The sequence below is a fragment of the Citrobacter sp. Marseille-Q3906 genome (genome assembly GCF_916618775.1).
GTDB classification, from domain to species: Bacteria; Pseudomonadota; Gammaproteobacteria; order Enterobacterales; family Enterobacteriaceae; genus Citrobacter; species Citrobacter murliniae.
In genome coordinates this window covers 774,157-795,626 of sequence record NZ_CAKAKA010000002.1, presented here as the reverse complement: position 1 = coordinate 795,626, position 21,470 = coordinate 774,157, and the positions used below count along the sequence as shown (strand labels likewise).

The window sequence follows — 21,470 nt, the reverse complement described above, 5'->3', positions numbered from 1 at the left end:
GTGCTCCTTTAATTATGCGCCATTCTTCAAAGACTCAAGATACTCCCAGCGCTCAAAGGCTTGCTCAAGTTCTTGTTCCGCTTCGCTCAGGTTAGCGAGTACCTGTTGCGTTTGCTCATGCGGCTGGCTGAAAAAGTCAGCGTCAGCAACCTGAGCCTGTAACGTTTCCAGTTTAGCTTCCAGCTCTTCAAGCAATACGGGGAGCTGCTCCAGTTCGCGCTGTAGTTTATAGCTTAGTTTGCTAGTCGTGCGTTTTACAATTTCTGCTTTAGGGGCAGCAACTTCCTCTGTTTTTTTCGCTACAGGCTGTTTAAACGCCACATATTGTGTCTGCTGACCACGCGCATCATGGTAACCGCCCACATAACGACCAATTTTGCCGCCGCCTTCGAAGATCCAACACTCGGTAACCGTGTTATCGACAAACTGACGATCGTGACTCACCAGCAGAACGGTGCCCTGATAGCCGTCAATCAGTTCTTCAAGCAGTTCCAGAGTTTCGACGTCGAGATCGTTAGTTGGTTCATCGAGGATCAGAAGGTTACTGGGCTTCAAAAACAGACGCGCCAGCAGCAGACGATTTCGTTCTCCGCCGGAAAGAGCACGCACAGGTGTCATCGCACGTTTCGGATGGAACAGGAAGTCCTGAAGATAGCCCAGAACATGACGCGGCTTACCATTAACCATGACTTCTTGCTTACCTTCAGCAAGGTTATCCATTACGGTTTTATCGGGATCGAGTTCCGCACGATGTTGATCGAAATAAGCAACTTCCAGTTTTGTCCCGACATGAATACGACCGCTGTCTGCCTGAAGCTGACCTAACATCAGCTTGAGCAGCGTCGTTTTACCGCAGCCGTTAGGTCCAATTAAGGCAATCTTGTCGCTACGTTGCACCTGCGCGGAGAAGTCTTTCACCAGTTGTTTACCCTCAACCTGGTAATCAACATTCTCCATCTCGAAGACAATCTTGCCTGAGCGGCTCGCCTCTTCAACCTGCATCTTCGCCGTGCCCATCACTTCTCGGCGTTCGCCACGTTCCCTACGCATTGCCTTCAGCGCACGGACGCGACCTTCATTACGGGTACGACGCGCTTTAATACCCTGGCGGATCCAGACTTCTTCCTGTGCCAGTTTGCGATCAAACTCCGCGTTCTGTAACTCTTCTACTCGCAGCGCTTCTTCTTTATCCAGCAGATACTGATCGTAATCCCCCGGATATGACACCAGCTTGCCGCGATCGAGATCGACGATACGCGTTGCCATATTGCGAATAAACGAACGGTCGTGGGAAATGAAAATAATTGTTCCGTTGAAGGTTTTCAGGAACCCTTCCAGCCAGTCAATGGTTTCAATATCCAGGTGGTTCGTCGGTTCATCCAGCAACAATACGCGCGGATTGCTGACCAACGCCCGGCCCAGCGCCGCTTTACGCAGCCAGCCGCCAGAGAGCGATGCCAGCTCCATGTCTGGCTCCAACCCAAGCTGCTCCAGTACTTCATTAATGCGGTTTTCCAACTGCCACAGATTGTGATGATCCAGTAGTTCCTGAACCTTCGCCAGTTCCTGCAGGTTTTTATCGCTCGGATCGGTGATCACCAAATGCGAGATATCGTGGTAACGCTTGAGGTAAACCGCTTGTTCTGCAATCCCTTCAGCGACGAAATCGTAGACACTACCCTGCACGTTACGCGGCGGATCCTGTTGCAGACGCGCCACAACCAAATCCTGCTCATAAATGATACGTCCGTCGTCAAGACCCTGCTCACGGTTAAGGATCTTCATCAGCGTCGACTTGCCTGCGCCGTTACGGCCAACCAGGCAGACGCGTTCGTTATCCTCGATATGCAGTTCTGCATTATCAAGAAGCGGCGCATCGCTAAACGACAGCCATGCACCATGCATACTGATTAATGACATTTACTTTTCCTTTCAGGCTGAGGTGATCAGCCAGCAGTTGTGGATCTGACGGTTACGGGCAAAGTCCTGAGAAAGCGTTTTTTGGGTAATTTCTTGTGCTTTCAGTCCCAGCTCGGCCAGCCCATCAAGATCCATACGGAACCCACGTTTGTTGTTGGAGAACATGATCGTGCCGTCTTTACGCAGCAGACGTTTCAGATCTTTCATCAGCGCCAGATGATCGCGCTGCACGTCAAACGAGTCTTCCATACGTTTAGAGTTAGAGAACGTCGGTGGATCGATGAAGATTAGATCAAACTGTTCATTGGCTTCACGTAACCAGCCCAGGCAGTCGGCCTGAATTAAGCGGTGTGCACGACCACTCAGCCCGTTGAGTCGCAGGTTGCGTTCCGCCCACTCCAGATAGGTGCGTGACATATCTACCGTTGTGGTGCTACGTGCACCGCCTAATCCCGCATGTACGCTGGCGCTGCCGGTATAAGAGAACAGATTGAGGAAATCTTTACCCTTGCTCATCTGGCCCAGCATGCGGCGTGCAATACGGTGATCGAGGAACAGACCGGTATCAAGATAGTCGGTCAGGTTAACCCACAGGCGCGCGTTGTACTCGCTAACCTCAATGAATTCACCCTTTTCATTCATCTTCTGATACTGGTTTTTCCCTTTTTGCCGTTCACGGGTTTTCAGCACCAGTTTGTTTGGTGCGATCTCCAGCACCGACAGCGTGGCGGCAATGATGTCGAACAGACGCTGGCGCGCTTTCTGCGCATCAACCGTCTTCGGCGGCGCATATTCCTGAACCACTACCCAGTCACCGTAGCGATCTACCGCAACGTTGTATTCCGGCAGATCGGCGTCATACAAGCGATAGCACTCAATCCCCTCCTGGCGCGCCCACTTTTCCAGCTTCTTAATATTCTTACGCAGACGGTTAGCATAGTCTTCTGCCACCGTTGCAGGTTTGCTCTCCGCTGTCGTTTCCGCAACGTGATAGTTTTTCTGTACACAATCCAGCGGACCATTTTTCGCTTTGAACTGCTTATCAGCACGAAGCTGCAGGCTGCTGAGCAAATCCGGGGAGGCGCTGAACAACGACAGGTTCCAGCCGCCAAACTGGTTTTTCATCGTGCGTCCCAGCAGGCTGTGCAACGCGATCAGCGCCGGTTCGCTATCCAGACGTTCACCGTATGGCGGGTTGCTGATAACCGTACCATACGGCCCTTTCGGCAGCGGATTACTCAGTTTAGCCACATCTTTGACATCAAAAGTCATCAGCTCGCCAATACCGGCGCGACGGGCGTTACTGCGCGCTTTTTCAATGACGCGAGCATCGCTATCGGATCCATAGAAATGCGACGTATAGTCCGCTAGTCCTTTACGCGCACGAACCTGTGCTTCAGCTTTAACCTCTTGCCAGACAGCTTCATCATGTTGTGCCCAGCCGCTAAAACCCCAGTAGCCACGATGCAGGCCAGGTGCACGATCGGTTGCCCACATCGCCGCTTCAATCAGCAACGTACCGGAACCACACATTGGATCGAGTAACGGTGTCCCCGGCTGCCAGCCAGAACGCATAACAATCGCGGCAGCCAGCGTCTCTTTGATTGGTGCCTGCCCTGCACGCTCACGGTAGCCGCGCTGGTGCAGACCATCACCGCTCAGATCAAGCGCAATACTGGCGGTATCTTTATTCAACCAGACGTTGATACGTAGATCAGGAGATTCGCGATCCACATTCGGTCGCGGGAGATTTTTTCGGGTAAAGGCATCGACAATCGCATCTTTTACTTTCATCGCGCCGTACTGGCTGTTGCGAATGGTTTCGTTCAGGCCGCTAAAGTGAACTGCGAATGTAGCCCCCGGATTAAATATCTCTGTCCAGTCGATTGCCTGAACACCGAGGTACAGATCAAGATCGCTGTAAACCTTGCACTCTCCCATCGGCAGGATAATGCGCGAGGCCAGGCGGCTCCACATCAGGCTCTGGTAAACAAGCCGCGTGTCGCCCTTAAAATGGACCCCACCCTGAACTACCTGACACTCCACGGCGCCGAGGTTTTCCAGTTCAGTTTTTAACAGCTCTTCCAGCCCACGGGCCGTACTGGCAAACAGAGAATTCATAATGTCACTTTTACTCCAGGAAAATTGCTGCGCATTATAGCCAATCTCACGCGCATGTCATAAAGTTGAAGGCTTATTTTCGTTCGAGGGACTTTACAGTGGTAACGTTAACCCGACTTTTTATTCATCCGGTTAAATCAATGCGCGGCATTGGGCTTACACACGCCCTGGCAGACGTTAGCGGTCTGGCCTTTGATCGCATATTTATGATTACCGAACCTGACGGAACGTTCATCACCGCCCGACAGTTCCCACAGATGGTACGCTTCACCCCCTCACCTTTGCATGACGGGCTGCATCTCACAGCTCCAGACGGCAGTAGCGCACTGGTTCGTTTTGCCGACTTCGCCACGCAGGATGCACCAACGGAAGTCTGGGGAAACCATTTTACCGCGCGTATCGCACCGGCGGCGATCAACCAGTGGCTCAGCGGCTTTTTCTCCCGCGAAGTACAATTGCGTTGGGTTGGTCCGCATCTGACGCGTCGGGTAAAACGCCACGCTGGCGTGCCTTTATCTTTCGCCGATGGTTTTCCTTATCTCCTGACTAATGAAGCATCACTGCGTGACGTACAACAGCGCTGCCCGGCAAGCGTCAAGATGGAGCAGTTTCGCCCCAATCTCGTAGTCTCGGGAGCCGCGGCATGGGAAGAAGATACCTGGAAGGTTATACGCATTGGCGACGTTATCTTTGACGTCGTCAAACCCTGCAGCCGTTGTATTTTTACCACCGTCAGCCCAGAAAAAGGTCAGAAGCACCCGTCTGGTGAACCGCTGGCTACACTGCAAACTTTCCGTACTGCGCCAGATAACGGCGACGTCGATTTCGGTCAAAACCTCATTGCCCGTAACAGCGGCGTGATCCGTGTTGGCGATGAAGTCGAAATCCTGGCAACCGCCCCAGCTAAAGTCTATGGCGCGGCAGAATCTGACGATACCGTACCGGAAAAACAGTCTCCTGATGCAACACTACTTATTGACTGGCAGGGACAAACCTTTCGCGGAAACAATCAGCAGGTATTACTTGAGCAACTGGAAAACCAGGGGATCCGTGTACCCTATTCATGTCGGGCGGGGATTTGCGGATGCTGTCGAATTCGACTGGTAGAAGGTGAAGTCAGCCCGCTGAAAAAAACAGCAATTGGTGATGACGGGACGATTCTTTGCTGCAGTTGTGTGCCGAAAACAGCAATCAGGCTGGAGAGTTAAACCGCCTGCTCCAGGCTGAAACTGTCGGCAGGGATCTGCGGTTTCAGTCTGTCGTTCATAATTTTGATGGCGTCACCGAGTTGCATCGTGCGTCCGGCAATAACGACTCCAGGCTGTGCGAGCAGACAAAGCGCGGCATTTTCACCAGGTTCAACCACTAACAAATTCACCTGTTCTTCGGTATCACTTAACCAGACACAGGCAGCATCTCCCACGGTCGGAGACCAGTTAAGGGTATGCGCTACAAAGTGCCAGCTTTTTGGCATCTGCGGTTTGAGATAACGAATAGCCACCAGCGCATTAAGCACCAGTTCAGCTTTTTGTTCTTTGGCTAAATCCAGGTAACGGCATTTTTCTTCAAAAGAAAAATAAAGTGCGGCATCATCAACACAAAAACCGGACGGAGAAAATGCATCAGGGGTGAGCATTTTGCGAGCAAAACGCGAGCGAAATAACATGCCATTGGCTAAATCGAGCATCATACGATCGTGCTCTTCATCATAATACCAGCGCCAGTTATCGTCAGGTTTAATTCGCATCAGTTTCTCTCCTTTCCTTAATCATCGCCGTCGCGGTAGTATCCTTTTTCCGCTTCGTTAATTGCCCTAATAATAAAAGCCTAAAATGTTTAAATAAGCAACAGTAAAGGAATATAAAACAACCAGGACTAGAAATAAAGCCCTGGTTGTCTGATTAAGGCAAAGTTCAGATATTGGTGACGATTTCTTTAATCAACGGCGGACCTTTAAAAATAAAGCCGGAATAAATCTGAACCAGCGAAGCACCCGCTGCTATTTTCTCACGCGCAGCAATAACGGAGTCGATACCGCCCACACCGATAATTGGCAGTTGCCCTTTTAATTCACGAGACAACATGCGAATAATTTCCGTACTTTTTAATTGCAGCGGTCGACCACTCAACCCACCCATTTGATCGCAATTTTTCATTCCCTGAACCAGAGAACGATCGAGTGTTGTGTTAGTGGCAATAACGCCATCGATATTATGGCGAACTAAACTATCAGCCACCTGGATCAGTTCTTCCTCAGAAAGATCCGGCGCGATCTTTACCGCCACTGGAACATATTTATGATGGATCGCTTGCAGATCGTTTTGTTTATTTTTAATTGCCGTCAGCAAATCATCCAGCGCTTCGCCGTATTGCAGCGTGCGTAATCCTGGGGTATTTGGCGAGGAAATATTCACCGCAATATAACCAGCATAAGCATAGACTTTTTCCATACAAATCAGATAGTCATCTTTGCCATTCTCTACCGGGGTATCTTTATTCTTACCAATATTAATCCCCAGAATACCGTCAAAATGCGATTTCTTAACGTTCTCCACCAGGTTATCAACACCCAGATTATTAAACCCCATACGGTTGATCAGACCTTCTGCATCCACCAGACGGAAAAGGCGCGGCTTATCGTTACCCGGTTGAGGTCGTGGCGTCACGGTGCCTATCTCAATCGAGCCGAATCCCATTGCGCCAAGTGCATCAATGCACTCCCCGTCCTTATCCAACCCGGCTGCCAGGCCAAGCGGATTTTTAAACGTCAGCCCCATACAGGTAACCGGCTTTGCGGGTACTTTCTGACGGACAAGCGCTTCAAGCGGCGTGCCCGTAATGCGACGTAATTGCTGGAATGTAAATTCATGAGCGCGCTCAGGATCGAGCTGAAAAAGGGCTTTACGAACGAAGGGGTAGTACATGAACTCTCCTGGATTCCCGGTGTGCAAACCGGGGGCGTATTATGTGCGATCGCGAGCAAAAAGGGAATTGACCTGTGGCAATAAATAGCAAACGTTTCCCTCCCGAGGTTCGTTTTATGCATTTTTCAGCTTTTCTATTCCGTATAAATCATTTCGATAAACAAAATCTCTCTGCCAGACTGCACAAATTGTTATCAATGTTAAATAAAAGCGAACAATTAGTTATAAGGAGAGTTTATAAATTATGCGCGTTATCACCCTGGCGGGAAGCCCACGCTTTCCCTCTCGCTCCAGTGCCTTACTGGAATATGCACGAGAAAAACTGAACGGGCAGGATGTCGACGTTTACCACTGGAACCTTCACAATTTTGAGCCAGAAGATCTGATCTATGCACGCTTTGACAGCCCAGCCCTGAAGGCGTTTATCGAACAGTTAAAAGATGCTGACGGACTGATTGTTGCCACTCCTGTATATAAAGCCGCTTACTCTGGCGCTCTGAAAACGTTGCTCGACCTGCTTCCTGAACGCGCGCTGGAAGGAAAAGTTGTTCTGCCATTGGCGACCGGCGGCACAGTTGCACATCTGTTGGCTGTCGATTACGCGCTGAAACCGGTGCTGAGCGCACTCAAAGCCCAGGAGATCCTGCACGGCGTTTTTGCCGACGATTCGCAGATCATCGATTATCAACATAAGCCGCAGTTTACGCCAAACCTGCAATTGCGCCTGGACAGCGCGCTCGACACTTTCTGGCTGGCGTTGCATCGCCGCGATGTGCAACTTCCACCGTTGAACGCTCTGCGAGGTGCGGCCCATGTTTAATTTACTAAAGCGTCACACTTCGTGGCTGGCGCTGAGCGGACTGCTTTCTCTGTCAACACTGGCTCACGCCGCAGACGCGGCACCAGACGTACTGCGTATTGGCTATCAGAAAAGTAGCATCAGCATGGTGCTGGCAAAAAACCATCAGCTACTGGAAAAACGCTATCCGCAGACGAAAATCTCCTGGGTAGAATTTCCAGCCGGCCCGCAAATGCTGGAAGCATTGAATATCGGCAGCATCGATCTGGGCAGCACCGGTGATATTCCGCCGATCTTTGCCCAGGCTGCCGGAGCCGACCTGGTCTACGTGGGCGTCGAACCCGCCAAGCCGAAAGCCGAAGTCATTCTGGTGCCGAAAAATAGCCCAATTCAAACCGTTGCAGAACTGAAAGGACACAAAGTCGCCTTCCAGAAAGGCTCAAGTTCACACAATCTACTGCTCCGTGCCCTGCAACAGGCCGGGCTGAAATTTACCGACATTCAAGCTACTTATCTGACGCCCGCTGACGCCCGTGCCGCCTTCGAACAGGGAAACGTTGATGCCTGGGCTATCTGGGATCCGTACTACTCCGCAGCCTTGCTGCAAGGTGACGTTCGCGTGCTGAAAGACGGTACCGACCTCAAGCAGACCGGTTCTTTTTATCTCGCCGCACGTCCTTATGCCGAGAAAAATGGCGCTTTTATCCTCGGCGTCCTCGACACCTTTAGCCAGGCCGATACCTTAACGCTCAGCCAACGTCAGCAGAGCATCACGCTGCTGGCTAAAACCATTGGGCTGCCAGAACCGGTTATTGCCTCCTGGCTGGATCATCGCCCACCAACCACCATTACGCCCGTCAGTACCACAGTCGCCGCATTACAGCAGCAAACCGCCGATCTGTTTTATGACAACCGTCTGGTACCGAAAAAAATCGATATTCGCCAACGCATCTGGCAACCCACTCAGCAGGCAGGAGCAAAATTATGAGTCTGAATATGTTTTGGTTTTTACCTACACACGGTGATGGGCACTATCTGGGGACAGAAGAAGGTTCACGTCCGGTCGATCACAGTTATCTGCAACAAATCGCGCAAACTGCCGATCGTCTGGGTTTTACCGGCGTACTGATCCCAACTGGTCGCTCATGCGAAGATGCCTGGTTGGTCGCCGCCTCAATGATCCCGGTTACACAGCGGTTAAAATTTCTGGTCGCTCTGCGTCCAAGCGTGACGTCGCCAACGGTTGCCGCTCGCCAGGCCGCAACGCTTGACCGACTGTCTAATGGTCGGGCGCTGTTTAACCTGGTCACAGGTAGTGATCCGCAAGAGCTGGCGGGTGATGGTGTTTTTCTCGATCACACTGAGCGTTATGAAGCCTCTGCTGAGTTCACTCGGGTATGGCGACGTCTGTTGCAGGGCGAAACCGTGGATTTCAACGGCAAACATATTCACGTTCGCGGGGCGAAGCTCTTTTTTCCACCGATACAACAACCTCATCCTCCACTTTACTTTGGCGGTTCTTCCGATGTGGCACAGGATCTTGCCGCTGAACAGGTCGATCTCTACCTGACTTGGGGTGAACCGCCTGAACTGGTGAAGGAGAAAATTGAACAGGTCCGGAAAAAAGCAGCGGCACAGGGACGCAAGATCCGTTTCGGTATTCGCCTGCATGTGATTGTACGTGAAACCACTGAAGAGGCGTGGCAGGCGGCAGATCGTCTGATAGCCCATCTTGATGATGACACTATTGCAAAAGCTCAGGCTGCGTTCTTGAGAACGGACTCTGTCGGCCAGCATCGAATGGCGGCATTGCACAACGGTAAGCGCGACAAACTGGAAATTAGCCCAAATCTGTGGGCTGGCGTAGGTCTGGTGCGTGGAGGCGCAGGCACGGCGCTGGTTGGTGACGGTCCCACGGTTGCAGCACGTATTAACGAGTATGCCGCACTGGGTATCGACAGTTTTGTCTTATCCGGGTATCCGCACCTGGAGGAAGCCTGGAGAGTCGGTGAACTGCTGTTTCCGCATCTGGATGTTGCGATCCCGGAAATACCGCAACCCCAGCTCCTGCATCAACAAGGCGAAGCGGTAGCTAATGAATTTATCCCGCGTAAAGCCGCGCAAAGCTAAGGAGTATGCTGATGGCAACGCCGAAAAATACATGGCTGCTGCGTCTTGCCCCCTGGTTTTTACCAGTAAGTCTGGTGACGCTCTGGCAATTGGCATCCTCAATGGGCTGGCTGTCCACCCGTATTCTGCCCTCTCCAGAGGGTGTTATAGAGGCCTTCTGGACGCTCTCATCCAGCGGTGAACTTTGGCAGCATCTGGCGATCAGTTCCTGGCGGGCGCTGATCGGGTTTTCAATCGGTGGATCCATTGGACTGACGCTGGGGCTGATAAGTGGTTTATCCCGCTGGGGCGAACGCATGCTGGATACCTCCGTACAGATGCTGCGTAATGTGCCACACCTGGCGCTGATCCCACTGGTGATTTTGTGGTTCGGTATAGATGAATCCGCCAAGATCTTTCTCGTCGCGTTGGGTACCCTGTTCCCGATTTACATTAACACCTGGCACGGGATCCGCAATATCGATCGCGGGCTGGTGGAGATGGCTCGCAGCTATGGTTTATCCGGCGTTTCACTTTTTATTCATGTCATCTTACCCGGTGCCCTGCCCTCAATTATGGTCGGTGTGCGTTTTGCCCTCGGGCTGATGTGGCTAACGCTGATCGTGGCAGAAACAATTTCCGCTAATGCCGGAATTGGCTATCTGGCGATGAACGCCCGCGAATTTTTGCAAACGGATGTGGTGGTGGTGGCGATCATTCTTTACGCCCTGCTTGGCAAACTTGCCGACGTCAGCGCGCAATTGCTGGAGCGTATCTGGCTACGCTGGAACCCGGCTTACCACGTGAAGGAGGCTACAGTATGAATACTGCTCGTTTAAATCAGGGAACGCCGCTTTTGCTAAGCGCCGTGACGAAACGCTACGCCGGGAATACGGTACTGAATCAGTTAGATTTGCATATTCCCGCAGGGCAATTTGTTGCGGTAGTCGGTCGCAGCGGCGGTGGAAAAAGTACTTTATTGCGACTGCTTGCTGGGCTGGAATCGCCCACCGCAGGTGAGTTACTTGCCGGAACCACTCCACTGGCTGATATTCAGGATGACACCCGAATGATGTTTCAGGATGCCCGCCTGCTGCCGTGGAAATCCGTGATCGATAACGTGGGTCTGGGCCTCAAAGGTAACTGGCGAGATGCTGCCTGCAAGGCACTAACCGCAGTGGGGCTGGAAAACAGGGCGACAGAGTGGCCTGCCGCTCTTTCTGGTGGACAAAAACAGCGCGTCGCACTGGCGCGTGCATTAATACACCGGCCCGGTCTACTGCTGCTCGACGAACCGCTCGGTGCGCTGGATGCATTAACCCGTCTCGAAATGCAGGACCTGATTGTTTCGTTGTGGCAGGAACACGGATTTACCGTTTTGCTGGTGACGCATGATGTCAGCGAGGCTGTAGCAATGGCCGATCGCGTGTTGCTGATTGAAGACGGGAAAATCGGACTGGATCTGACTGTAGATATTCCGCGTCCGCGTCGGCTGGGGTCGGTACGATTAGCCGAGCTTGAAGCGGAGGTATTGAATCGGGTCATGCAACGCGGATATACGGAGCAGCCGGTTCGTCGACACGGCTGATAATGCCGGATGGTGATGCAACCATCCGGCAAAATTATCAGGCTAACGCTTTGGTGATCTTCTCGAACAGGTCGCCAGAGAGATTCTCCAGTCCTTTCAACTGTTCCAGTGCCGCTCGCATCTTCGCCTGTCGTTTTGCATCATAACGTTTTAAACGAATCAGCGGTTCAATCAGACGAGAGGCAACCTGTGGATTTCGGCTGTTCAGCTCGGTCAGCATGTCGACCAGGAACTGATAACCGCTGCCATCTTCTGCATGGAATGCCGCCGGGTTGCTGCCCGCGAAAGCGCCAATCAAAGAACGGATACGGTTTGGGTTGCTCATGCTAAAGGAGCGATGCTGCAACAGGCCACGTACCGTTCCCAGCACATTGTCCGCCGGGCTGGTGGATTGCAGGATAAACCATTTATCCATTACCAGGCCGTCATGATGCCACTTGTCGTCATACTCCTGCATCAATGCATCACGGCACGGCAACTGCGCTGCTACTGCTGCAGACAGAGCCGCCAGCGAATCAGTCATATTATTGGCTTCGCGGTACTGCTTACTAACCAGGATATCCGCCAGATGGGTTTCACCAAAAGCCAGGAAGCGCAGGCAGGCATTGCGCAGAGTGCGCTTACCAATATCGGCATGTTCAACACGGTATTCATCAAGATGATTGGCGTTATAAATTGCCAGGAATTCATCTGCCAGTTCGGCTGCCAGCGTACGGGTTAGCGCCTCACGTACTTCCGTAATCGCCACTGGATCGATAATCTCAAACAGCTCAGCAATTTCATTCACCGAAGGTAGCGTCAGGATCTCTGCCGCCAGAGCCGGATCGATTTTCTCATCCAGCAGAATCGCGCGGAATGCGTCGGCAACATGTACCGGCAGCGACAATGGCTGTCCCTGCTGATGACGGGCAACGTTCAGCTTAATGTACGTCGCCAGCAGGCTTTGCGCTGCGTCCCAACGAGAGAAATCGTTGCGTGCGTGACGCATCAGGAACGTCAACTGCTGATCGCTCCATTTATATTCCAGCTTCACCGGTGCGGAGAATTCGCACAGCAGTGCCGGAACTGGCTGGAAGTAGACATTATCAAAGACGAATGTTTGCTCAGCCTGCGTGACGTTGAGCACCGAATTCACCGGGTGCCCGCCTTTTTGCAATGGGATCACTATACCTTCGTTGTCGTACAACTCAATGGCAAAAGGAATGTGCAATGGCTGCTTTTCCGCCTGATCCGGCGTAGCTGGCGTACGTTGACTGATAGTCAGCGTGTACTGCTCTGTTGTTGGATTATAGTCATCACGCACTGTCACAATGGGCGTTCCGGACTGGCTGTACCAGCGGCGGAAATGTGAGAGATCGACATTTGAAGCATCTTCCATCGCCTGAACAAAATCGTCACAGGTCGCGGCGCTACCGTCATGGCGTTCGAAATAGAGCTGCATCCCTTTCTGGAAATTAGCCTCACCCAGCAAGGTGTGGATCATGCGAATCACTTCTGCACCCTTTTCGTACACGGTCAGGGTATAGAAGTTGTTCATTTCGATGACCATGTCCGGGCGGATAGGATGCGCCATCGGGCTGGCATCTTCGGCAAACTGCAAACCACGCATGGTACGCACGTTGCTGATGCGATTGACCGCACGGGAACCCAGATCGGAGCTGAACTCCTGATCGCGGAACACGGTTAAACCTTCTTTCAGGCTTAACTGGAACCAGTCGCGGCAGGTCACGCGATTGCCAGTCCAGTTGTGGAAATATTCATGGCCAATGACGCGCTCAATATCGAGGTAGTCTTTGTCGGTGGCGGTATCAGTACGCGCCAAAACATATTTGGAGTTAAAGATGTTCAGACCTTTATTCTCCATCGCGCCCATATTGAAGAAGTCCACTGCGACAATCATGTAGATGTCGAGGTCATACTCCAGGCCAAAACGCTCCTCATCCCATTTCATGGAGTTTTTCAGGGAGGTCATTGCCCACGGTGCGCGGTCCAGATTGCCGCGATCGACGTACAATTCCAGCGCCACGTCACGCCCGGAACGGGTCGTAAAGGTGTCGCTCAGCACGTCAAAATCACCGGCTACCAGCGCGAACAGATAACACGGTTTCGGGAACGGATCCTGCCACTGGACCCAGTGACGACCGTTATCCAGCTCACCCTGAGCAATACGGTTTCCGTTAGAAAGCAGGAAAGGATATTTGGTTTTATCAGCGATGATCTTAGTGGTAAACCGCGCCAGCACGTCCGGACGGTCAAGATACCAGGTAATGTGACGGAAACCTTCCGCTTCACACTGTGTACAAAGTGCATCGCCGGACTGATACAGCCCTTCCAGCGCGGTATTTGTCGCCGGGCTGATCTCATTTACGATACACAGGGTAAAACGTTCCGGCAGGTGACTAATGACCAGAGCACCCTCTTCTTCTTTATACTCTGTCCACGGCACATCGTTCACGTGGATTGACACCAGGGTCAAGTCTTCGCCATTCAGGCGAAGAGGAGCATCAGACGCACCATGGCGGACAGCCTGGCTCAGTGCTGTGACCACGGTTTTTTCAGCATCCAGGTCAAAGGTCAAGTCAATATCAGTAATCTGGTAATCCGGTGCACGATAGTCGTGACGGTATTTGGCTTGTGGCTGTTGTGTCATAAAAAACCTTTAGCATCTTTTGTAGAGTCTCGGCTTCAGTCTATTCCTGTTGCGTAAATCGCGCTACGCAGAATGTTCATCTTTTCAGGCACAAACACCCTTTTTGCTACATTTTAATAACACGAGGCACAAAATGCCCTCGACCAGAAAGAGCGCTTATGGTGTGATCGGGGTTCAATAAATCGCTAAACAGGGTATACTCCAGCGGTTTTCTTAGTTGTTTATTGTACTAAACGCTCCCGTGAGAGGATGCTACTGCGCACCTATGACACAATTCGCTTCTCCTGTTCTGCACTCGCTGCTGGATACAGACGCTTATAAGTTGCATATGCAGCAAGCCGTTTTTCACCACTACTATGATGTACAAGTAGCGGCTGAATTTCGTTGCCGTGGCGATGACCTGCTCGGTATTTATGCCGATACTATTCGAGAGCAGGTGAATGCTATGCAGCACCTGCGACTTCAGGAGGACGAGTACCAGTGGCTCTCCGGCCTGCCCTTCTTTAAAGCTGACTACCTTACCTGGTTACGCGATTTCCGCTACAACCCGGAACAAGTCTGCGTCACCAACGATAATGGTAAGTTGAATATCCGCTTAACCGGCCCGTGGCGTGAAGTGATCATGTGGGAAGTCCCTCTGCTCGCGGTCATCAGCGAACTGGTGCACCGTTACCGTTCGCCAGAATCTGGCGTACCGCAGGCACTGGATGAGCTGGAAGGCAAACTAGTCGAATTCTCTGCTTTAACGAAAGATATCGATATGTCCCGCTTCCATCTGATGGATTTCGGCACGCGTCGTCGTTTTTCTCGTGAAGTACAGCAGGCAATTGTTGAACGTCTCCAGCAGGAACCGTGGTTTGTTGGCACCAGTAACTACGATCTTGCCCGTCGTCTGTCATTAACGCCGATGGGAACCCAGGCGCATGAATGGTTCCAGGCGCATCAGCAAATCAGCCCCGAACTGGCTACCAGCCAGCGCGTTGCGCTTGCTGCATGGCTTAATGAATACCCCGACCAACTCGGCATCGCTCTGACCGACTGCATTACCATGGACGCGTTTTTACGCGACTTTGGCGTTGAGTTTGCTACCCGCTATCAGGGCTTACGCCATGACTCAGGCGATCCGGTGGAATGGGGTGAAAAAGCCATCGCGCATTACGAGAAACTGGGGATTGATCCGCTCAGCAAAACGCTGGTGTTCTCAGATAATCTCGACTTGAAGAAAGCGATTGAACTCTATCGTCACTTCTCTTCTCGCGTACAATTGAGTTTTGGCATCGGGACGCGCTTAACCTGCAACATCCCCCAGGTTAAGCCGCTGAATATTGTAATCAAGCTGGTTGAATGCAACGGTAAGCCGGTGGCAAAGTTATCTGACAGTCCGGGTAAAACAATCTGCCACGATAAAGCATTTGTCCGCGCATTGCGCAAAGCCTTTGACCTTCCACATATCAAAAAAGCCAGTTAATCCCTTCAGGGAGTCGTTTCGACTCCCTTTTAACGTTTATTTCTGAAATCTTTCACTCCAGCTACGAATTCTGCTTGTCTGATTGCAGATGCCAGGTAACATAGGTATCCCCCCCATTACGGGTGGACATGTGTTTATATATCCGACTATTAACAGAGAGAATATTATGAGCGTTGTGCCTGTAGCCGACGTACTCCAGGGCCGCGTAGCCGTTGACAGCGAAGTCACCGTGCGCGGATGGGTACGTACCCGCCGAGATTCAAAAGCTGGCATCTCCTTCCTCGCCGTTTATGACGGTTCCTGCTTTGATCCTGTACAGGCCGTCATCAATAATTCTCTGCCCAATTACAATCTGGACGTATTACGCCTGACGACGGGTTGTTCAGTTATCGTAACGGGTAAAGTCGTTGCGTCACCGGGACAGGGACAGAGCTTTGAAATTCAGGCCACTGAGGTTGAAGTAGCTGGCTGGGTTGAAGATCCTGATACCTATCCAATGGCAGCAAAGCGTCACAGCATTGAGTATCTGCGTGAAGTGGCTCACATGCGTCCTCGTACCAACATGATTGGTGCTGTCGCGCGTGTACGTCATACGCTGGCGCAAGCGCTGCATCGCTTTTTCCATGAGCAGGGTTTCTTTTGGGTCTCCACGCCGCTGATCACTGCCTCCGATACCGAAGGTGCTGGTGAAATGTTCCGCGTGTCTACGCTGGATCTGGAAAACCTGCCGCGTAACGATCAGGGCAAAGTCGATTTCGACAAAGATTTCTTTGGTAAAGAAGCTTTCCTGACTGTTTCCGGTCAGTTGAACGGCGAAACCTACGCCTGCGCCCTGTCCAAAATTTATACATTTGGACCAACTTTCCGTGCAGAAAACTCCAACACCAGCCGCCACCTGGCAGAGTTCTGGATGCTGGAGCCGGAAGTGGCTTTCGCCGATCTGAACGATGTAGCAGGACTGGCTGAAGCCATGCTGAAGTACGCGTTCAAGGCCGTACTGGAAGAACGTGCAGATGATATGAAATTCTTCGCAGAACGTGTCGACAAAGACGCGGTTTCACGTCTGGAGCGTTTCATTGAGGCAGATTTTGCGCAGGTTGATTACACCGATGCGGTGAGCATCCTCGAAAAATGCGGCAAAAAGTTCGAGAACCCGGTTTACTGGGGGGTGGACTTATCTTCCGAGCATGAACGTTACCTCGCCGAAGAGCACTTTAAAGCACCGGTGGTCGTTAAAAACTACCCGAAAGACATTAAAGCGTTTTACATGCGCCTTAACGAAGACGGTAAAACCGTTGCTGCGATGGACGTACTGGCACCAGGAATCGGTGAAATCATCGGTGGTTCTCAGCGTGAAGAGCGTCTGGACGTGCTTGATGCCCGTATGCTGGAGATGGGACTGAACAAAGAAGATTACTGGTGGTATCGCGATCTGCGTCGTTATGGCACCGTTCCGCATTCCGGTTTCGGTCTGGGCTTTGAGCGTCTAATCGCTTATGTCACTGGCGTACAAAACGTCCGTGATGTTATCCCGTTCCCGCGTACTCCGCGTAACGCCAGCTTCTAATCCAGAATTTTTAAACCTATAAGGCCAGCAATGCTGGCCTTTTTTATATTCAGACTCGCATTACTCCTTAAACACAATCCCAAAACTCTCCCATCCTGTTACTTAATATTTCCTTGCAACATATTTGCACAAAAAATAATCACTGATTTTATTGTGGATTAGCATTTTCTGATTATATAGCACATTTTTTAACCAACTACATGGCATTCTGGACGTCTATAAATAGTCAAGTGTAAAAATGGATCTTTCTCATATGACACAGGGAAAATGCCATTAGCAAAATTAAGTATAAGGAAATCATATAAATAGAAATAAACGGAGCAATTTTAAGCACAGAGACAGCCGAAATTTGAAGTCGTTCACAAAGTTGCACAAAAATAACATTTAGTTACATATTTTTTCTTTTTGAAACTAAATCTTTATATTTGTAGCACTTTGACGGTAGCGGAACGGTAGTTTGAATGGAAAGATGCCTGTCAGACACATAAAGACACCAAACTCTCATCAATAGTTCCGTAAATTTTTATTGACGGAATTTATTGGCGGCAGTGGCAGGTGTCATATAAAAACCGATGAGGGTAATAAATAATGATGAAGCGCAATATTCTGGCAGTGGTTATCCCTGCTCTGCTGGTAGCCGGGGCAGCTAACGCTGCAGAAATCTACAACAAAGATGGCAACAAAGTAGACCTGTATGGTAAAGCAGTAGGTCTGCACTATTTTTCCAAGCACAACGGTGACAATGCCTACGCCGCTAACGGCGACCAGACATATGCCCGTCTTGGTTTCAAAGGGGAAACTCAGATCAATTCCGATCTGACCGGTTACGGTCAGTGGGAATACAACTTTGCTGGTAACAACGCTGAAGGCTCAAATGCTCAGGACGGTAACAAAACCCGTCTGGCATTCGCTGGTCTGAAATTCGGAGATGCTGGCTCCTTCGACTACGGTCGTAACTATGGCGTCGTTTACGATGCACTGGGTTACACCGATATGCTGCCAGAATTCGGTGGTGATACTGCCGCTTCTGACCAGTTCTTCTCCCAGCGTAACGGTGGTCTCGCAACTTACCGTAACTCCAACTTCTTCGGTCTGGTTGAAGGCCTGAGCTTCGCTGTCCAGTACCTGGGCAAAAACGAGCGTGATGACGTTCGTCGCTCTAACGGTGACGGCGTTGGCGGTTCTGTAAGCTACGAATTCGATGGTTTCGGTATCGTGGGTGCTTACGGTGCAGCAGATCGTACTGATGCACAACAGAACCCGACTCTGCGTGGTCATGGCGATAAAGCTGAACAATGGGCGACCGGCTTGAAATACGATGCTAACAGCATCTACCTGGCGGCGAACTACAGCGAAACCCGCAACGCTACCCGTATTTCTAATGGCTATGCTAACAAAACTGAAGACGTGCTGTTAGTTGCTCAGTATCAGTTCGACTTCGGTCTGCGCCCGTCCATCGCCTATACCAAATCTAAAGGTAAGGATATCGAAGGCATCGGTGACGTAGATCTGGTGAACTACTTCGAAGTGGGTGCGACTTACTACTTCAACAAAAACATGTCCACCTATGTTGATTACATCATCAACCAGATCGATTCTGACAACAAACTGGGCGTAGGCTCTGACGACACCGTTGCAGTTGGTATCGTTTACCAGTTCTAATAGCAGACCTCTTTGTTAAATGCCTAAAAAACAGGACTTCGGTCCTGTTTTTTTATCTGTGCCAGCGGATTCTTGCGTCTTCAAAAAACCCCTCTGCTTTTTGTCAGTAACGGTTGGCATTTTGTAAATCTACCGTTAACCTGATAGCGGACTTCCCTTCTGTAATCACAATGGAACCTCGTCATGTTTGAGAACATTACCGCCGCTCCTGCCGACCCTATTTTAGGTCTGGCTGATTTGTTTCGTGCCGATGACCGCCCAGGAAAAATCAACCTTGGGATTGGTGTATATAAAGATGAGACAGGCAAAACGCCGGTGCTGACCAGCGTTAAAAAAGCCGAGCAGTATATACTGGAAAATGAAACCACCAAAAACTACCTTGGCATTGACGGTATTCCAGAGTTTGGTCGTTGCACTCAGGAATTGCTGTTTGGTAAAGGTAGCGTTCTGATTAACGACAAACGCGCACGTACAGCACAGACCCCTGGCGGTACCGGTGCATTGCGTGTGGCTGCTGATTTCCTGGCAAAAAACACCTCAACCAAACGCGTATGGGTGAGTAATCCAAGCTGGCCAAACCATAAGAGCGTATTTAACTCTGCTGGTCTGGAAGTACGTGAATACAACTATTACGATGCGGCAAACCATTCTTTAGACTTTGATGCGCTGCTGGCAAGCCTTAGTGAAGCGCAGGCAGGTGACGTGGTGTTATTCCACGGTTGCTGCCATAACCCAACCGGTATTGATCCTACACTGGAACAGTGGCAGACGCTGGCGCAACTGTCTGTCGAAAAAGGCTGGTTACCGCTGTTCGACTTCGCTTATCAGGGCTTTGCCCGTGGCCTGGAAGAAGATGCTGAAGGCCTGCGCGCATTCGCTGCGTTACATAAAGAGCTTATTGTCGCCAGCTCCTATTCCAAAAACTTTGGTCTGTACAATGAGCGCGTAGGCGCCTGTACGCTGGTTGCTGCCGATGCCGAAACCGTCGATCGCGCATTCAGCCAGATGAAGTCTGTCATTCGTGCCAACTATTCCAACCCACCAGCACACGGTGCGTCAGTTGTGGCAACTATCCTGAGCAATGATGCCCTGCGCGCTATCTGGGAGCAGGAACTGACCGATATGCGTCAACGCATTCAGCGCATGCGTCTGCTGTTTGTTAATACACTGCAGGAGAAAGGTGCAAACCGCGACTTCAGCTTTATCATTAAACAGAACGGCATGTTCTCATTCAGTGGCCTGACAAAAGAGCAGGTTCTGCGTCTGCGTGAAGAGTTCGGTGTTTATGCCGTAGCGTCCGGACGTGTAAACGTTGCAGGAATGACGCCAGATAACATGGCGCCACTGTGCGAAGCGATTGTTGCTGTGCTGTAAGCTATTGAGCACTAAAAAGGCCGCAATAGCGGCCTTTTTCATTTATCGGAGTAGATTACCAGACTGGCATTTCATCCTGCAGGAACGGATTATGTAGCCGTTCGTTGCCCAACGTCGAAAGTGGGCCGTGCCCCGGAATAAACGTCACATCATCACCCAGCGGCAATAATTTACGTTTAATCGAATCGATCAACTGGCTGTGATCCCCACGTGGAAAATCACTGCGTCCAACGCCACCTTTGAAAATCACATCACCTGAAATCAGTAACTGTGACTGTTCATCAAAGAAGACCACATGTCCCGGGGTATGACCCGGACAATGCAACACCTGTAGCATCACATTCCCAACGCTTACTCTATCGCCTTCGTTCAACCAGCGATCGGGCGTCAACGGCTCGCAGTCTCCCAGACCAAACATACGACTCTGAGCGGGAAGCCCCTGCAACCAGAACTCATCTTCTTTTTCCGGACCGATAACCGGTACGCCGTAGTGTTGCGCCAGTTCAGACGCTGCACCTACATGGTCAAGATGACCGTGCGTAAGCAGGATCTGCATTAGCGTCAGGCCGCTGGCATCCACTTCCTGTTTGATTTTCTCAGCATCGCCGCCGGGATCGACCAGCGCAGCCAGACGGGTTTGCTCACACCAGATCAGCGAGCAATTCTGGGCGAATGCAGTGACCGGAATAATACGATAGTTCATACGGCTCCTGTTTCATTAAGCTTATGGATCACCAGTGACGCGCCGGTCCGGTGTCAATATGCACAAAGTTACTGCGTGGGTAGTATCCTACACCACCTGCGCGCATAGATAACGCAGCTTTGCGAATATTACTTAATGCGATGCCTTCAATATGGAAATCCATGGCCTGCCCTTTCGTGTGGTAGCTTTTCTTTGCCACACCACGGCTGTGCGCACGTAATTCATTATTGGTATCAATAGAGCGGTAACCAGAAATAAGCTGTACGGGTTTACGCGTGCCCAGAAGGCCTTGCAGACGGAAGAGTTGATCGAACAATCCCGGGTCGATGGATTTCACTTTATTCGCGCGAAAATCACGGAAAAAGTGATTAAGTTTAGCTAATTCGTCCTGAATATAGCCCCTGCCATCAAAAAACTCTGCTTTAATTGACTCTCCGGTATGAAGGTTATTCAGAGTCAAAATGCGCGGACGTGGGGTAGAGAGTGTAGCAAACGCAGGCGTAGGCAGGATGGCAGCGCCGAGGGCAATGCCACCAAGCGCCAGCAATTTGCGGCGATTAGCGTCAAATTTGTCCATGGTATTAA

General features: G+C 51.0%; 17 protein-coding genes. 10 read left to right on the top strand and 7 right to left on the bottom strand.

The features are described from left to right. Window positions 1-12: 12 nt before the first annotated feature. Together LG384_RS07975 and rlmKL are read right to left on the bottom strand one after the other, a co-directional pair. Window positions 13-1,920 (bottom strand): ABC transporter ATP-binding protein, encoded by a 1,908-nt coding sequence (locus LG384_RS07975; protein ID WP_045441344.1) that lies wholly within the window; start codon window positions 1,918-1,920, stop codon window positions 13-15. A 12-nt stretch (window positions 1,921-1,932) separates the two neighbouring features. Beyond that, window positions 1,933-4,041, bottom strand: coding sequence for a bifunctional 23S rRNA (guanine(2069)-N(7))-methyltransferase RlmK/23S rRNA (guanine(2445)-N(2))-methyltransferase RlmL (gene rlmKL, locus LG384_RS07970; protein ID WP_225760722.1), 2,109 nt, complete (start codon window positions 4,039-4,041; stop codon window positions 1,933-1,935). Window positions 4,042-4,139: 98 nt separating this feature from the next. Here rlmKL and LG384_RS07965 point away from each other — a divergent pair, with 98 nt between their 5' ends. Then, a complete protein-coding gene (locus LG384_RS07965) occupies window positions 4,140-5,249 on the top strand; it encodes a YcbX family protein (RefSeq protein WP_045441342.1) in 1,110 nt (369 codons plus the stop codon). Here the strand turns inward: LG384_RS07965 and zapC are convergent. After that, window positions 5,246-5,788: a cell division protein ZapC gene (gene zapC / locus LG384_RS07960; protein ID WP_045441341.1), complete on the bottom strand. Its 543-nt coding sequence runs from the start codon at window positions 5,786-5,788 to the stop codon at window positions 5,246-5,248. The two genes, LG384_RS07965 and zapC, sit on opposite strands and share 4 nt — an antisense overlap. A gap of 166 nt (window positions 5,789-5,954) precedes the next feature. Further along, window positions 5,955-6,965: a quinone-dependent dihydroorotate dehydrogenase gene (gene pyrD, locus LG384_RS07955; RefSeq protein ID WP_045441340.1), complete on the bottom strand. Its 1,011-nt coding sequence runs from the start codon at window positions 6,963-6,965 to the stop codon at window positions 5,955-5,957. A 244-nt stretch (window positions 6,966-7,209) separates the two neighbouring features. Between pyrD and ssuE the strand changes: the two genes are divergently transcribed. Genes ssuE through ssuB form a run of 5 tightly spaced genes read left to right on the top strand, consistent with a single transcriptional unit; the run spans window position 7,210 to window position 11,461 of the window. Continuing rightward, entirely contained in the window at window positions 7,210-7,785 is a 576-nt protein-coding gene (ssuE, locus tag LG384_RS07950; protein ID WP_045441339.1) for an NADPH-dependent FMN reductase, read from the top strand. Beyond that, complete coding sequence (locus LG384_RS07945; protein ID WP_225760721.1) at window positions 7,778-8,752, top strand: sulfonate ABC transporter substrate-binding protein; 975 nt, start codon at window positions 7,778-7,780, stop codon at window positions 8,750-8,752. Before ssuE ends, LG384_RS07945 begins: the two co-directional genes overlap by 8 nt. Beyond that, window positions 8,749-9,894 carry an FMNH2-dependent alkanesulfonate monooxygenase gene (gene ssuD, locus LG384_RS07940; protein WP_225760720.1) on the top strand — a complete coding sequence of 382 codons (1,146 nt, stop codon included), beginning with the start codon at window positions 8,749-8,751 and terminating at the stop codon, window positions 9,892-9,894. The genes LG384_RS07945 and ssuD overlap by 4 nt, the downstream gene beginning before the upstream one ends. 11 nt (window positions 9,895-9,905) lie before the next feature. Further along, window positions 9,906-10,697: an aliphatic sulfonate ABC transporter permease SsuC gene (gene ssuC / locus LG384_RS07935; RefSeq protein WP_225760719.1), complete on the top strand. Its 792-nt coding sequence runs from the start codon at window positions 9,906-9,908 to the stop codon at window positions 10,695-10,697. Next, the gene (gene ssuB, locus LG384_RS07930; RefSeq protein ID WP_225760718.1) at window positions 10,694-11,461 is read left to right on the top strand and encodes an aliphatic sulfonates ABC transporter ATP-binding protein; all 768 of its coding nucleotides are present in this window, start codon (window positions 10,694-10,696) and stop codon (window positions 11,459-11,461) included. The genes ssuC and ssuB overlap by 4 nt, the downstream gene beginning before the upstream one ends. 37 nt (window positions 11,462-11,498) lie before the next feature. On the opposite strand, the gene pepN is transcribed toward ssuB, so the two are convergent. Beyond that, window positions 11,499-14,111 (bottom strand): aminopeptidase N, encoded by a 2,613-nt coding sequence (pepN, locus tag LG384_RS07925; protein WP_225760717.1) that lies wholly within the window; start codon window positions 14,109-14,111, stop codon window positions 11,499-11,501. Between the two features lie 265 nt (window positions 14,112-14,376). Here pepN and pncB point away from each other — a divergent pair, with 265 nt between their 5' ends. The 4 genes from pncB (at window position 14,377) to aspC (ending at window position 20,182) form a co-directional block, all read left to right on the top strand. Further along, entirely contained in the window at window positions 14,377-15,579 is a 1,203-nt protein-coding gene (gene pncB / locus LG384_RS07920) for a nicotinate phosphoribosyltransferase (RefSeq protein ID WP_200013115.1), read from the top strand. Between the two features lie 166 nt (window positions 15,580-15,745). After that, window positions 15,746-17,146, top strand: coding sequence for an asparagine--tRNA ligase (asnS, locus tag LG384_RS07915; protein ID WP_225760716.1), 1,401 nt, complete (start codon window positions 15,746-15,748; stop codon window positions 17,144-17,146). Window positions 17,147-17,734: 588 nt separating this feature from the next. Continuing rightward, the gene (ompF, locus tag LG384_RS07910) at window positions 17,735-18,808 is read left to right on the top strand and encodes a porin OmpF (protein WP_045441278.1); all 1,074 of its coding nucleotides are present in this window, start codon (window positions 17,735-17,737) and stop codon (window positions 18,806-18,808) included. Window positions 18,809-18,991: 183 nt separating this feature from the next. Continuing rightward, complete coding sequence (aspC, locus tag LG384_RS07905) at window positions 18,992-20,182, top strand: aspartate transaminase (RefSeq protein ID WP_225760715.1); 1,191 nt, start codon at window positions 18,992-18,994, stop codon at window positions 20,180-20,182. Between the two features lie 55 nt (window positions 20,183-20,237). On the opposite strand, the gene LG384_RS07900 is transcribed toward aspC, so the two are convergent. After that, window positions 20,238-20,885, bottom strand: a complete 648-nt coding sequence (locus LG384_RS07900) for an MBL fold metallo-hydrolase (protein WP_225760714.1) — start codon at window positions 20,883-20,885, stop codon at window positions 20,238-20,240. A gap of 28 nt (window positions 20,886-20,913) precedes the next feature. Next, on the bottom strand, window positions 20,914-21,462 hold the full coding sequence (locus LG384_RS07895; protein ID WP_016152461.1) for a YcbK family protein: 549 nt from the start codon (window positions 21,460-21,462) through the stop codon (window positions 20,914-20,916). Window positions 21,463-21,470: the final 8 nt, after the last annotated feature.